Annotated in this window: 9 protein-coding genes and 1 rRNA gene; 3 read left to right on the top strand and 7 right to left on the bottom strand. The window is 31.5% G+C overall.

Features of this window, described 5'->3' with window-relative positions; translation table 11 throughout:
• Together rrf and MPF13_RS13795 are read left to right on the top strand one after the other, a co-directional pair.
• A 5S ribosomal RNA gene (rrf, locus tag MPF13_RS15715) occupies nt 1-77 on the top strand; the annotation flags it as partial.
• Between the two features lie 172 nt (nt 78-249).
• Nucleotides 250-1,902: an LVIVD repeat-containing protein gene (locus MPF13_RS13795; RefSeq protein WP_249983345.1), complete on the top strand. Its 1,653-nt coding sequence runs from the start codon at nt 250-252 to the stop codon at nt 1,900-1,902.
• A gap of 64 nt (nt 1,903-1,966) precedes the next feature.
• Here the strand turns inward: MPF13_RS13795 and MPF13_RS13790 are convergent, their stop codons facing one another.
• The 6 genes from MPF13_RS13790 to MPF13_RS13765 form a co-directional block, all read right to left on the bottom strand.
• Complete coding sequence (locus MPF13_RS13790) at nt 1,967-3,430, bottom strand: glutamate synthase subunit beta (RefSeq protein ID WP_249983344.1); 1,464 nt, start codon at nt 3,428-3,430, stop codon at nt 1,967-1,969.
• Between the two features lie 4 nt (nt 3,431-3,434).
• Nucleotides 3,435-7,946 (bottom strand): glutamate synthase large subunit, encoded by a 4,512-nt coding sequence (gene gltB, locus MPF13_RS13785; protein ID WP_249983343.1) that lies wholly within the window; start codon nt 7,944-7,946, stop codon nt 3,435-3,437.
• Between the two features lie 216 nt (nt 7,947-8,162).
• Nucleotides 8,163-9,389 carry an ammonium transporter gene (locus MPF13_RS13780; protein ID WP_249983342.1) on the bottom strand — a complete coding sequence of 409 codons (1,227 nt, stop codon included), beginning with the start codon at nt 9,387-9,389 and terminating at the stop codon, nt 8,163-8,165.
• Nucleotides 9,390-9,408: 19 nt separating this feature from the next.
• Nucleotides 9,409-9,747 (bottom strand): P-II family nitrogen regulator, encoded by a 339-nt coding sequence (locus MPF13_RS13775; protein ID WP_249983341.1) that lies wholly within the window; start codon nt 9,745-9,747, stop codon nt 9,409-9,411.
• Between the two features lie 150 nt (nt 9,748-9,897).
• Nucleotides 9,898-11,187, bottom strand: a complete 1,290-nt coding sequence (locus tag MPF13_RS13770; RefSeq protein WP_249983340.1) for an ammonium transporter — start codon at nt 11,185-11,187, stop codon at nt 9,898-9,900.
• A gap of 47 nt (nt 11,188-11,234) precedes the next feature.
• Nucleotides 11,235-12,215, bottom strand: coding sequence for an outer membrane beta-barrel protein (locus MPF13_RS13765; protein WP_249983339.1), 981 nt, complete (start codon nt 12,213-12,215; stop codon nt 11,235-11,237).
• A 266-nt stretch (nt 12,216-12,481) separates the two neighbouring features.
• On the opposite strand from MPF13_RS13765, the gene MPF13_RS13760 reads away from it, so the two are divergent.
• Nucleotides 12,482-13,264, top strand: a complete 783-nt coding sequence (locus MPF13_RS13760; protein ID WP_249983338.1) for a tRNA pseudouridine synthase A — start codon at nt 12,482-12,484, stop codon at nt 13,262-13,264.
• A gap of 159 nt (nt 13,265-13,423) precedes the next feature.
• Here the strand turns inward: MPF13_RS13760 and MPF13_RS13755 are convergent, their stop codons facing one another.
• Complete coding sequence (locus tag MPF13_RS13755; RefSeq protein ID WP_249983337.1) at nt 13,424-14,566, bottom strand: acyl-CoA dehydrogenase; 1,143 nt, start codon at nt 14,564-14,566, stop codon at nt 13,424-13,426.
• Between the last annotated feature and the right edge of the window lie 34 nt (nt 14,567-14,600).

Here is a 14,600-nt window from a genome sequence, read left to right as displayed (position 1 = left end):
CCATCTCGAACAGAGAAGTTAAGCCCAATAGCGCCGATGGTACTGCATTTATGTGGGAGAGTAGGTCGCCGCCTTTCTTTATAAAGCCTCAATTCTTAATGAATTGAGGCTTTTTTATTTTAAATTGTTTAAATAAAACATTTATCTTCGGAAAATTGTAATTAATCTATAGTAATCTTTTTCTTACCTATAGATTATAAAAGTTATTCTTTTTTATGTTTAATTTAATTGAAAATTAAATTAAACATTATGAAAAGAATTATCCCTACAATTATGTTATTCTTAACTTTTATTAGTTGCTCTACTGATAATGTTAATGACATAGAAACTCAAGAAAAAGAAATTATTTTAAATATTTCTAATTCAACAAAACGTATTGATAATACTAATATTGGTGTTATAAGTATTAAAGAGGCTCCTAGTATAAATCCAAATGAGAAAACTCCTAGTTTTAGTAAAACAAATTCTGATGATATAGCCAGTGATATTCCTTTAACATTAATAGCTGAAGTTTCAGCTCCTACTTATAAAGGAAATACATTAAGAGCTACACATGTAGATGTAGATAATAATTATGTTTATGTTTCTTATAATGTTGAAGGAAGTAAATATTTAGGAGGAATTGATGTTATAAACATTTCTGATCCTACAAAACCAGTAGTAGAATTAGAAGCAATACTACCTAATACAGATGTTAGCTCTGTTAAATATTTTAAGGAGAAACTATACTTAGCAGGTGCATCTTCTTCATATGATATTGATGAAAGTAATCCTGCAATTTTAATGTCTGTTGAATTGTCTAATGGCTTACCGACCGAAAATTTTAATTTGATTGATTTATCGAGTTATGTTGCTACTGATGTTTTTGCAAGTGATAAAGGTATTTTTTCTGTATCAGGTGATAATGGAGATTTATCTAAATTTAATCTTTATTCTAATGAATTAGAATATAAAGTCCCTTTAGAAGATTTAAGAGCTATAGGAGGCTATAAAAACCAAATTTTTGCTTTAAGTGGTACTAATGGTCTTTTTATTTATAATGAAAATAACCTTAAGCTAATTAATACATTTTCAACAAGTAATAATATAGCTGAATCTAAAAGGACTATTGATTTTTTTGACAATAATGTTTTAGTTGCAGAAGGAAAGGATGGTTTAGGAATTTATAATATCTCTTCAGGTAATAAATCATCAAGTATATCTTTACCAGAAATAAAAGATTCAAATATCGATTTAAATGAAGTTGTAACTAATTCTGTTACTGTAACAAATAACCATGTTTTTATGGCTAATGGAGCTGCAGGTTTAGCTGTACATGATTTAGAAAATGGAATACATGATATTACTAAAACAGGAACCTTAGATATTGATGGTTCTACTAATTATGTTAAAAGTACAGATGATTACATTTTTGTAGCTAGTGGTGATGGTGGTTTAAAAATAATTAAAATTATTGAATCTGATAATAATGGCACTTCCATTTCTTGTACAGATTTACCAACTTATAAAGGAAGTTCTTGGTTGAATATTAATTCAAATGATCCAAAATCTTATGGAGGTTCTTTAAGTTTAAATGGTTTAAATATTAATGATGATTTTACTTTTTGTGGCTCTTTAGCAATTAGTAAAGGATTGAATATTAATAGTGGTGGAAACTTTTATATGAGTGGTTCTTTAGCACAAGGAAGTGTTTATAATAAATGGAATTCTTTTAATATTAATAATAAAGCAACATTATTTATAGAAGGTAGTTTGGTAGTTTATGGAAATATGATTTTAAATGATGGAGCTACTATTGAATTTGTAGGATCGGGTTCTAGTATTACAGTTTATGGAGATGTTATTAAAAATGGAACTGTAACAATAAAAGGTGATTATACAGATACTTTTAATAAATTATAAATACTTTATAAAAAAAAACTCATCAATAAAATTGATGAGTTTTTTTCTTTTTTATAGTAACTATTTACATTGCAACTAAATCTCCAGATACATCTTTTGAAGGTAACAATGATTTGCCCATTAAATGAATATCTACTTGACGTGCAGCTTCTCTTCCTTCAGAAATAGCCCAAACTATAAGTGATTGTCCACGACGCATATCACCTGCAGTAAAAACATTAGGAACATTTGTTTTATATTTTCCATATTCAGCTTTAAAGTTAGAACGTGCATCTTTTTCAATACCTAACTTATCTGCTAATGTGCTTTCTGGTCCTGTAAAACCTAATGCTAATAAAGCTAAATCACAAGGCCATGTTTTTTCTGTACCAGCAATTTCAATTAATTGAGGACGTTGCCCTGGAACCATTTTCCATTCTACATTAACAGTTTTTAATGCTGTTAATTTTCCACTTTCATCTTTTACAAACTCTTTTGTATTTATCAACCAATTACGTTCAACACCTTCTTTATGAGATGTAGAAGTTTTTAGTTGTAATGGCCAAAAAGGCCAAGGAGTTGTTGGAGAACGATGACCAGGAGGTTTAGGCATAATTTCGAAATTAACAACCGATTTTGCTCCTTGACGATTAGAAGTTCCTATACAGTCAGAACCAGTATCTCCACCACCAATTACAATTACATTTTTATCTGTTGCTAAAACTTGATCTTTAACTTCTTTACCAAATACAACTTTAGTTTGTTGTGTTAAAAAATCCATTGCTTGTACAACACCTTCAGCATCTATACCAGGGGTTGGTAAACTACGTCTTTCTGTAGCACCACCACATAATACAACACTATCAAAAGCTTTTAAGTCTTCAACATCATAATTTACACCAACATTTACATTAACTTTAAAAGTAATACCTTCAGCTTCTAAAATGGCAACTCTTCTATCAATAATTCCCTTTTCCATTTTAAAATTAGGAATTCCATATCTTAATAACCCACCAACTTCATCATCTCTTTCAAAAACAGTTACAGTATGACCTGCTCTATTTAATTGTTGTGCTGCAGCTAAACCTGCAGGACCAGAACCAACAATAGCTACAGTTTTACCTGTTCTTGTTTTTGGAGGCTGAGGCTTAATCCACCCTTCTTTAAAAGCACGTTCAACAATATTTTTTTCAATATTTTCTATTGATACTGGGTCTTCAATAATACCTAATACACAAGATTGTTCACAAGGAGCAGGACATAAACGACCTGTAAATTCTGGAAAATTATTAGTTGAATGCAATATCCAAGAAGCTTTTTTCCATTCTCCTTGATGTACCATGTGATTGAAATCTGGTATAAGATTTCCTAATGGACAACCACTATGACAAAAAGGGATACCACAATCCATACAACGTGAACCCTGTTTTGTGATTTCCTCTTCAGAAAGAGGAACTGTAAATTCTTTATAATGTTTTACACGGTCTTTTACAGACTTGTAAGTTTCATCTTGTCTTTCAAATTCTTTAAATCCTGTTACTTTTCCCATGACATTATGCTGTTGTTAATTCTTCTACCATTTGTTCTTCCGTTTCTAAACGGATTAATGCACGTTTGTATTCTGTTGGCATAACTTTTACAAAGTTTTTTACACTTGTATCCCAATCAGCTAACAATGAAGCACCTTTTTTACTTTCTGTATATAAAACGTGTTTTTCAATTGTTGCTTTCAATTCTGCAGCATCTTCGTTTAATACTTCTTCAAACTCTATTGTTTCAGTATTACAAAGACCATTTACAAATTTATTATTTGGATCGTAAACATAAGCTATACCACCACTCATTCCTGCAGCAAAGTTTCTTCCAGTTTTACCTAAAACAATTACTTTACCACCAGTCATATATTCACAACAATGATCTCCAACACCTTCAACAACTGCAGTTGCACCAGAATTACGAACAGCAAAACGTTCTCCCGCAATTCCGTTAATGTATGCTTGACCATTTACTGCTCCAAATAAACAAACATTACCAACTATAATGTTGTTTTCTGCTATAAAGTCAGCTTTAGCTGGTTTCTTAATAATTAATTTTGCACCAGATAAACCTTTACCTAAGTAATCATTAGAATTACCATCTAAAGTAAATGTTAACCCATAAGCACCAAATGCTCCAAAACTTTGTCCTGCAGAACCCGTAAAGTTTATGTTTAATGTGTCTTCAGGTAATCCTAAATGACCATAAATTTTTGAGATTTCGTTACTAACAATAGCTCCTACTGTACGATCAGTATTTTTAATAGGATAAGCTAAGTTCATTTTTTCTTTTCTATATAATGCTCTATGAGAATCTTTTAGAATAGTAAAATCTATAACTTCGTCTAAATTATGATCTTGTTCTTCAGTATTTTTTACAATCATACTACTATAAGCAGTAGGTCTGTGTAATATACTAGATAAATCTAATCCTTTAGCTTTGTAATGCTTAATAGCTTTATTAGCATTTATTTTATGTGTTTGTCCAACCATTTCAGCTAATGTTCTGAAACCAAGTTGAGCCATTATAGATCTTAATTCTTCAGCTACATAATAGAAGAAGTTGATTACGTGCTCTGGAGTACCTTTAAAGTTTTTACGTAACTCTTTATCTTGAGTAGCAATACCTACAGGACATGTATTTAAATGACACTTACGCATCATAATACATCCAGAAGCAACTAAAGGTGCAGTTGCAAAACCAAATTCTTCTGCTCCTAATAAAGCAGCAATTGCAACATCTCTACCCGTTTTTAATTGTCCATCACACTCAACTACAATTCTACTTCTTAAGTCATTTAATACTAAAGTTTGTTGAGCTTCTGCTAAACCAAGTTCCCAAGGTAAACCAGCATGTTTTAATGATGTTAAAGGAGAAGCTCCAGTACCACCATCATAACCAGAAATTAATACTACATCCGCTTTTGCTTTAGCAACACCAGCTGCAATTGTACCAACACCAACTTCAGAAACTAATTTTACATTAATTCTAGCTTCACGATTTGCATTTTTTAAATCGAAAATTAATTGTGCTAAATCTTCAATTGAATAAATATCGTGATGTGGAGGAGGAGAAATTAATCCTACAAAAGGAGTTGAATTTCTTGCTGAAGCAATCCAAGGTAAAACCTTTTCTCCAGGTAATTGACCACCTTCACCAGGTTTAGCTCCTTGAGCCATTTTAATTTGAATCTCTTTTGCATTTGTTAAATAGTGTGATGTTACACCAAATCTACCAGATGCTACTTGTTTAATAGCAGAGTTTCTACTATCTCCATTGATATCTTTTTGGAAACGTTTTCTGTCTTCACCACCTTCTCCAGAATTAGATTTTCCTCCAATTCTATTCATTGCAATCGCTAAATTTTCATGAGCTTCGCGTGAAATAGATCCATAAGACATTGCTCCAGTTTTAAAACGTTTTACAATATCTGTCCAAGGTTCTACTTCTTCTAAAGGAATAGGATCTAAATTATCAAATTGAAACAAACCACGAATAGTCATTAAACTTTCTGACTGTTCATTTATTGTTTTTGAATAAACATCGTAACTTTTTTGATCACTTAATCTTACAGCTTGTTGTAATTTAGAAACTGTAGTTGGATTAAATAAGTGACGTTCTCCATTTCTTCTCCATCTATAATCTCCACCAACATTTAAACCTAAATTTTTATCAATTTGGTTATCTGGATACGCTTGTTTATAACGTTGATCTATTTCTTTTTCAATTTCATATAATCCAATACCTTCAATTCTTGAAGCAGTATATGGGAAGTATTTTTCTACAAATTGAGAGTTAAACCCTACAATTTCGAAAATTTGAGAACCTCTATAAGAATGTAATGTAGAGATTCCTATTTTGTTCATTACTTTTAGTATTCCTTTACCAATTGCTTTGTTAAAGTTATCTACTGCTTTTTGCTCATCCATACCAGTAATAAAGCCTTCTTTAACTTGTACTCTGATAATTTCATTAACCATATAAGGGTTAATAGCACTAGCTCCATAACCAAATAAAGTTGCAAAATGGTGTGGTTCACGTGGTTCTGCAGATTCTATAATGATATCAAAATAAGAACGCTTACGTAAACGATTTAACTGATGATTAACATAAGAACAAGCTAATAAAGCTGGTATTGGAGCAAACTCTTGGTTTACACCTCTATCAGAAAGAATAATGATATTTGTTTTTCTTTCTAAAGCTTTTTCAATTTGAACAATGATATCATCTAAAGCATCTTCAAGACCATTTAAACCTTGAGCTTTTGGATATAAAATTTCGATTGTTTCTGCTTTGAAACTCTCTACTTCTATATTTCTAATTTTTTCTAAATCAGCATTAGAAATAACAGGATTTTGAATTCTTAATTTTCTACACTGTCTTTCTGTAATACTAAAAATGTTTCTATCTTTTCCTAAATTTAAACTAATATCAGTTACAATATTTTCTCTAATTCCATCTAAAGGTGGATTTGTAACCTGAGCAAATAATTGTTTAAAGTAGTTTGATATTAATTGAGGTCTGTCTGATAAAACTGCTAAAGGAGTATCTATACCCATAGAACCTAAAGCCTCTTTACCAGCAATAGCCATTGGTGTAATTACTTCTTGTATATCTTCAAACGTATAATTAAATAAACGTTGTCTTGTTTTAACATCTATAGTTTCTATAGGACAAGTTTCACTTGTGTAAGGAACGTCTTTTAAATGTAAACGAGTTTTATCTAACCACTCTTGGTAAGGTCTTTCAGAAACTATTTTACTTTTAATTTCTTTATCTTCAATAATTCTTCCTTCATTCATATCAACCAAGAACATTTTTCCTGGTTCTAATCTTCCATGTTCTTTTACATCTTCTGCTGCAACATCTACAACCCCAATTTCTGAAGACATAATTAATTTACCACTTTTTGTTATGGTATATCTAGAAGGTCTTAATCCATTTCTGTCTAATAAGGCACCAATATAATCTCCATCTGTAAAAGGTACAGAAGCAGGACCATCCCAAGGTTCCATAATACATCCATTATATTCATAAAAAGCTTTACGCTCTTTAGACATGGTTTCGTGTTTTTCCCAAGCTTCAGGAATCATCATCATCATAATTTCTGGTAATGAACGACCTGTATGTGTTAATAATTCTACAACCATATCCATAGATGCAGAATCTGATTTACCTGGTAAAATTATCGGGAATAATTTGTCTATTTGAGGTCCAAAAACATCACTTTTCATGATCTCTTCACGAACTCTCATTCTACTTACATTACCACGTAAAGTGTTTATTTCTCCATTTTGACACATATGTCTAAAAGGTTGTGCAAGCTCCCAAGTAGGCATTGTGTTTGTTGAGAAACGTTGATGTACAAGGGCTAAACGTGTAACTAAATCTATTTCTTGTAAGTCTTTGTAATAAGGACCAATATCTTCAGGCATAATAATACCTTTATAGATAATTGTTGTTATTGATAAACTTGGAATATAAAAATAATTGCTTTCAGATATTTTTGAATCTCTAATTGTGTGTTCAGCAATTTTTCTTGCTGCATATAATTTAGCCTTAAAAGTAGCTTCATCAATATCTTCAGTTTTACCAATAAAAAGTTGTTCGATATTTGGTTCTGATGCTAGTGCAATTTCTCCTAATTGAGAAGAATCTACAGGAACTTCTCTCCATCCTAAAATAGAAAGTCCTTGTTCTTTTACTTCTTTTTCAAAAGTAGTTTTACAAAAATCATACTGATTAGAAACTTTTGGAAGAAAAACCATTCCAACAGCATATTCTCTTTGTTTTGGTAATGGAAAATCACACACTCTGGTAAAATAGTCATGAGGAATGTCAATTAATAAACCAGCACCATCACCTGTTTTTCCATCTGCACTTACACCACCTCTATGCTCTAATTTTACTAGGATTTCTAAAGCGTCATGTATGATTTGATTTGTTTTATCACCATTCAAATTACATATAAAACCTGCACCACAATTTTCATGTTCAAACTCTGGTAAGTATAGTCCTTGTTTCTCCATATTGTATTCAATTATATCTACAAATCTATGTATTTTATTAAGAAGGTCTTAATATTATAGATGTTTTAATGTGATTTTTATGATGAAAACAATAAAGGGCTAAAAAAAATTTACTTATGATAATTTATTTCATATAAATTATGAAATCCATAATATAAAAAAAGAGACTGTAAAATTTTAACTTTACAGTCTCTTTTTGTTAATATTTATATGTTTTTAGTGCTCATTTAAACGGAAGTCTGGATACGCATCCATACCATGTTCATGTGCATCTAATCCTTCTAATTCTTCTCTTTCACTAACTCTTATTCCCACAGTTTTCTTTAATGTATAAATAATTATAAATGAAGTTATTAAACAAAATGCAGCATAGCAAGCAACACCTGTTAACTGTATTAAGAAAGTATGTTCTGGGTTTGTAGAGAATATACCAACAGCTAAAGTACCCCAAATTCCACAAATTAAGTGAACAGCAATTGCCCCAACAGGATCATCTAATTTAATTGCATCTACACATGATACTGCAAATACAATTAATGAACCTGCTATAGCACCAATAATAATTGCACTTTCTGGTGTCATTACATCAGCACCAGCTGTAATACCAACTAATCCTCCTAATATTCCGTTTAAAAACATAGTTAAGTCTAAGTTTTTATATCTAATAAAAGAAACTAATGCAGCAACAACTCCACCTGCAGCAGCAGCTAAACATGTTGTTACTAAAGTTAAAGAAGTTAATTCAGGATCTGCAGATAATACAGAACCACCATTAAAACCAAACCAACCTAACCAAAGAATTAATACTCCAGCAGTTGCTAATGGAATATTGTGTCCAGGTATTGCTTGTGGTTTACCATCTTTAAATTTTCCAATACGTGATCCTAATAAATATACTGCTACTAAAGCAGCCCATCCACCAACTGAATGCACTAAAGTTGAACCAGCAAAATCATAGAATCCCATTTGATCTAAAAATCCACCACCCCATTTCCAAGAACCAGCAATTGGGTAAACTAATCCTACATAGAAAATTGTAAAAATCATAAAAGGTCCAATTTTCATACGTTCAGCAACAGCACCAGAAACAATAGTTGCAGCTGTTGCAGCAAACATTCCTTGAAATAAGAAATCTGTCCACCAAGTATAACCACCATCTGCATATTCTGGCGTCATTCCGTTTTCAGGAGCTGCAATTCCAAAACCTGCAAAATCTAAAATACCAGAAGAACCTTCTGCAAATCCAGGGTACATTAAGTTAAATCCTGCTATGTAATATAGTAGAAGTCCAACAGTAATAATAAATATATTTTTAAATAAAATGTTTATAGTATTTTTTTGTCTTGTTAATCCAATTTCTAAAAATGCAAAACCAGTATGCATAAAGAAAACAAGAGCTGTACAGATCATCATCCATACATTATTGGTAGTTAATAATTCCATAATTTAATTTTGTAATAGTTTATTTTAAAGTTTGTCCGCCTTTTTCGCCAGTTCTAATTCTGTAAGTTTCGTTAATGTCGCTTATAAATATTTTTCCATCACCAACTTCACCAGTTGAAGCGGCTTTTAAAATTGTATTAATAGTAACCTCTTCGAAATCATCATTTACTACAATCGAAATATGTCTTCTTTGAATGTCGCTTGTGCTATAGCTAACACCTCTATAGACATGGCCTTCTTTTTCATTGCCAATTCCAGTTACATCCCAATAAGAGAAAAAGTTTACACCTACTTCGTGTAACGCTTCTTTTAATGTTCTATATTTTGATTTTCTGATGATTGCTTCTATTTTTTTCATGATAAAGTTTAATTTGTTATTAATATTTAGTTTTATGTTTATATACTTTGCGAATTTAATAAAATTAAATTCTGTAAAAATCACATAACCTAAATTATTAGATTATGTGATTTTATTTATAAATAATAACTAAAAAACTAAATTGATATTTTATTTGTCTTCAAAGTCTCTTTGTCTTTTTCCAGGATAAGCAATAGATCCGTGTTCAGAGATATCTAAACCTTCGATTTCTACTTCTTTAGTAACACGTAATCCCATTGTTTTCTTTAAGATTGCTAAAACAATAAATGATAAACCAATTGCCCATGCAGCATAAGCTACAACTCCTATGGCTTGTGATCCTAATTGTGAAGCTCCACCACCGTTAAATAATCCAATAGCAGTATCACCATCTACACCCCAAAGACCAATAACTAAAGTTCCCCATGCACCAGCAACACCGTGTACAGAAGCAGCTCCAATAGCGTCATCAATTTTTAATTTCTTTTCGATGAATTCAATAGAGAATACAACTATGATACCTCCAATTAAACCAGCTAATACAGCACCACCAGCAGTCATGTTACCACAACCAGCAGTTATACTTACTAAACCAGCTAAAGAACCATTTAAAGTTTGAGATAAATTAGGTTTTCCATACCATATCCAAGTAGTAATTAAGGCTCCTAAACCTCCTGCTGCTGCAGATAAGTTTGTAATTAATACTACGTTTGAAGCTCCAGTTGCATCAGCACCACCCCAAGCTAATTGAGATCCACCATTAAAACCAAACCATCCAAACCAAAGGATAAATACACCTAAAGTTGCTAATACTTGGTTATGACCAGGTATTGGTAAAACTTTACCATCTACATATTTACCAATTCTAGGACCTACCATAAATGCAGCTACTAATGCAGCCCATCCACCTACAGAGTGAACTATTGAAGAACCAGCAAAATCGATGAAACCTAATTTAGTTAACCAACCTTCACCTTGCCATTGCCATCCACCTGATATTGGGTAGATTACAGCAGTCATAACTAAAGAGAATATAATGTATGTTGTATACTTTGTTCTACCTGCTATTGCTCCAGATACAATTGTTGCAGTTGTTGCAGCAAACATTGTTTGGAAGAATAAATCAGCTCCTTCTCCTTGGAATAATCCACTCCAAAAGAAAAATCCGTTTGAAGTATCTCCATACATTAAAGAGTAACCAACTAACCAAAAAGTTATTGAACCTACACAGATGTCTAGTAAGTTTTTCATTGCAATGTTAACTGCATTTTTAGATCTTGTCATACCAGATTCTACTAAAGTAAAACCAGCTTGCATTAAAAATACTAAGATACCTGCAATAAGCATCCAAAGCATTCCCATATCTCCATTTACTTGCTCTAAAACTTTTGCAGCTTCAGTTGCTGGAGCGTCTTGAAATAATGTTAAAAATAAACTCATGTTTAATATTTTTTTGGTTAGTATAATTTTTTATTTAATACTCTTTCTTAGAAAGAGTAAACTGCTGCTAAAGTAGCTCCTGTAACGTTTTTGTCTCCGAAGAAAGTTACGTCATCTGAAGTGTCATATCTTAATTCAGCAATAATATTTAAGCTAGAAGTTAAAGATTTGTTAGCAGTAAGTGTGTAAGCAGATTGACTTGCATCTCCAGCTCCTGAAGTAGCAGTATAAAATTCAGGTCTTAATCCTAAAGAAAAAGTATCTGAAAAAGTGTTTTGTAAATATAAAGCTACACCTTGGTATCCAGAATCAGCATCACTTGAATTAGCATATGCAGCATTGATTCCTAAGAAGAATGAATCAGATAAATCAAATCCTCCTGTATAATCTAAATATAGTACATCAGTAAAACCAAAACCATCAGCACCATAAGCTAAGTTAAAGTATTGACCTTTATAACCAGTTTGAAAACCTAATTGGTAGTCGTTTGTTGGGTTAGAACCAGCTGTAATTCCATGAGGATTTGTTAAAGCAAACATAAAAGATAAATCTTCTGAAGCTGCATAGTCTAATTTAAATCCTGTATGAGAAAAAGGACCTGCATTAAATAAGTAAGATACAGAGTAGTTAAAGTTTCCTGCTGGAGAAATTACTTCATAACCATAGAAAGTGTTAAATTGTCCTAAAGTTAATGTTACTTTTTCTGATGCTTGGTAGTAAGCATATAATTGGTTAATTGCACCAGTATAAGCATTTGCAGCATTTGCTCTTGGACCGTAAGCTAAATCAGCTACTACTCCAGCTTTTCCTTTTTCGTAAGAAAAAACAGTATTTACCATACCTAAACCAAAACCGTTTGCTGGTACATCAGATAAAACTCCAACAGAACCTAAAGCTCCGCTTTTTAGATTGCTACTATGATATACGTCTACTGTTCCACTTAATGTGAAAGTTCCTTTTTCTTCTTTTTCTTGTCCGGTTACTATTAAGCTAGTTGCTAATAATAAAGTAAAAATGATTTTTTTCATAATTTAAGTTCTTTTTGTTGTGTTTATTTAATTGAACGGTTCAAAAGTATGTATTTATTTTGTGTTAACAAGGGGGTGTGATTTGTAAAGGTATGTTTTTGTAAATGTATCCCTCAAAAAAAAGGGGGTAATATTGAGATAAATGTATTTTGAGGTTTTTGAAGGGTGTAAAATATGATGTTTATAAAAATGAAGTATAGTTTTTTAACATATTCATAAAAATGCATTTTTGTAAAAAAAATATGTTTTTATTGTACTTTTGAGGTATGAAATACTCTAATTCTTATTTAATTAAAATTCAATTTTTAGGTTTTCGTTTTTCTGGATGGCAAAAACAAACCAATGCTAAAACCTTACATGACATGGTAGATAAATCTTTGTCTTTTGTATTTAAAGGGGGTGATTATAAGACTATTGGGGTAGGTAGAACTGATGCTAAAGTTTCTGCTAATATTTATTTTTTACAGATGTTTACAGATGTTTTAGTTGATGAAATCCCTTTTTTAGAGTCGTTAAACTCTAATTTTCCTCCAGATTTTAAGGCGCTTTTAGTGGAAAAAGTAGATAGATCTTTTAATGTTATTAATGTTTCTAAAGTAAAAGAATACCATTATTATTTTTCATTTGGTGAAAAAAATCACCCTTTTTCTGCACCCTTTTTAGTAAATATTAATAATGAGTTAGATGTTTTATTGATGATGAAAGCTGCTAAATTGTTTGAAGGAGAACATTATTTTCATAAATATTGTACAAAGCCATCAGAAAATACAATCTTTAAAAGAACAATTGATTCTTGTGAAATTGTAGAGAATGATATTTTAACGGCTAGTTTTTTTCCTGAGCAGTCATATATATTAAAGGTAAAGGGTAAAGGTTTTTTACGTTATCAAATTAGATTGATGATGGCAACTTTGTTTGAAGTTGGTAAAGGGAATTTAGATTTACAGTTTATTGAAGATTCTTTAAAAGTGGATAATGATAGAAAGTTTTTGAGGAATATTGCTCCTGCATCTGGTTTGCAGCTCTATAATATTGAGTTGGTACTATAGTTGGCAAGTAAGTTGCGCAAAGGATTGAAGCAATTGTTTGAGCTCTTTTTGTTTTTACAAAAAAGCGAGTGCGTAAAGCCTGACCTGAAAGGTTGCGCCCAAAATAAAAATCCACCTTTTAAAAAGATGGATTTTGATACTTATATATAAGGTGTAAAATTAACCTTTGATAACTCCTCTTGAAATTACAATTTTTTGAATTTCGGAAGTACCTTCGTAAATCTGAGTAATTTTTGCATCACGCATTAAACGTTCTACATGGTATTCTTTTACAAAACCATTACCTCCATGAATTTGAACTGCTTCTACAGTTTGCTCCATTGCAACTTTACTTGCGTATAATTTTGCCATGGCAGAAGACATATCGTAATTATTACCTTGGTCTTTGTCCCAAGCAGCTTTTGTAACTAACATTCTAGCAGCTTCTATTTCTGTATACATGTCTGCTAATTTGAAGGCAATTGCTTGGTGGTTGCAAATTTCGGTTCCAAAAGCTTTACGCTCTTTACTGTATTTTAAAGCTAATTCGTAAGCTCCAGAAGCAATACCTAAAGCTTGAGCAGCAATACCAATTCTGCCTCCAGAAAGGGTTTTCATTGCAAATTTAAAACCAAAACCATCTTCACCAATTCTATTTTCTTTGGGTACTTTAACGTCGTTAAATTGTAAAGTATGTGTGTCTGAACCACGAATACCTAATTTGTCTTCTTTAGGTCCAATATGGAAGCCTTCCATTCCTTTTTCTACAATAAAAGCATTTATTCCTCTGTGTCCTTTTTCTCTGTCAGTTTGTGCAATAACTAAATATACATCAGAGCGTCCACCATTAGTAATCCAATTTTTTGTTCCGTTAATTACATAATGGTCACCTTTGTCTTCTGCTGTGGTTGCCTGAGAAGTTGCATCAGAACCAGCTTCAGGCTCACTTAAACAAAATGCTCCAAGATATTCTCCTGTAGCTAATTTTGTTAAATATTTTTGTTTTTGTTCTTCACTTCCATAAGCTTCTAATCCATAACAAACTAATGAGTTGTTAACAGAAACCATAACAGATGCAGAAGCATCAATTTTAGAAAGTTCTTCCATAATTAGAATGTACGAAATTGCATCCATACCACTTCCTCCGTATTTTGGGTCTACCATAATTCCTAAAAAACCCAAATCTCCCATTTTTTTTACTAGTTCATTTGGGAATTCTTGTTTGTTGTCTCTTTCAATAACGCCAGGTAACAATTCAGCTTGAGCAAAGTCTCTTGCAGCATCGCGAATCATGATATGTTCTTCTGTTAAATTAAAATTCATGTGTATGTATTATTGTTATATTCGTAATTAATTG

This window comes from Polaribacter sp. Z022 (assembly GCF_023555495.1).
GTDB lineage: Bacteria > Bacteroidota > Bacteroidia > Flavobacteriales > Flavobacteriaceae > Polaribacter.
This window is presented reverse-complemented; position numbering and strand designations above follow the sequence as displayed.

Excerpts from the sequence above, each read along its gene's own strand:
- MPF13_RS13770 (WP_249983340.1), bottom strand. The coding sequence starts at position 11,187 with ATGAGTTTATTTTTAACATTATTTCAAGACGCTCCAGCAACTGAAGCT.
- MPF13_RS13780 (WP_249983342.1), bottom strand. The coding sequence starts at position 9,389 with ATGGAATTATTAACTACCAATAATGTATGGATGATGATCTGTACAGCT.
- MPF13_RS13790 (WP_249983344.1), bottom strand. The coding sequence starts at position 3,430 with ATGGGAAAAGTAACAGGATTTAAAGAATTTGAAAGACAAGATGAAACT.
- MPF13_RS13775 (WP_249983341.1), bottom strand. The coding sequence starts at position 9,747 with ATGAAAAAAATAGAAGCAATCATCAGAAAATCAAAATATAGAACATTA.
- MPF13_RS13760 (WP_249983338.1), top strand. The coding sequence starts at position 12,482 with ATGAAATACTCTAATTCTTATTTAATTAAAATTCAATTTTTAGGTTTT.
- gltB (WP_249983343.1), bottom strand. The coding sequence starts at position 7,946 with ATGGAGAAACAAGGACTATACTTACCAGAGTTTGAACATGAAAATTGT.
- MPF13_RS13755 (WP_249983337.1), bottom strand. The coding sequence starts at position 14,566 with ATGAATTTTAATTTAACAGAAGAACATATCATGATTCGCGATGCTGCA.
- MPF13_RS13795 (WP_249983345.1), top strand. The coding sequence starts at position 250 with ATGAAAAGAATTATCCCTACAATTATGTTATTCTTAACTTTTATTAGT.
- MPF13_RS13765 (WP_249983339.1), bottom strand. The coding sequence starts at position 12,215 with ATGAAAAAAATCATTTTTACTTTATTATTAGCAACTAGCTTAATAGTA.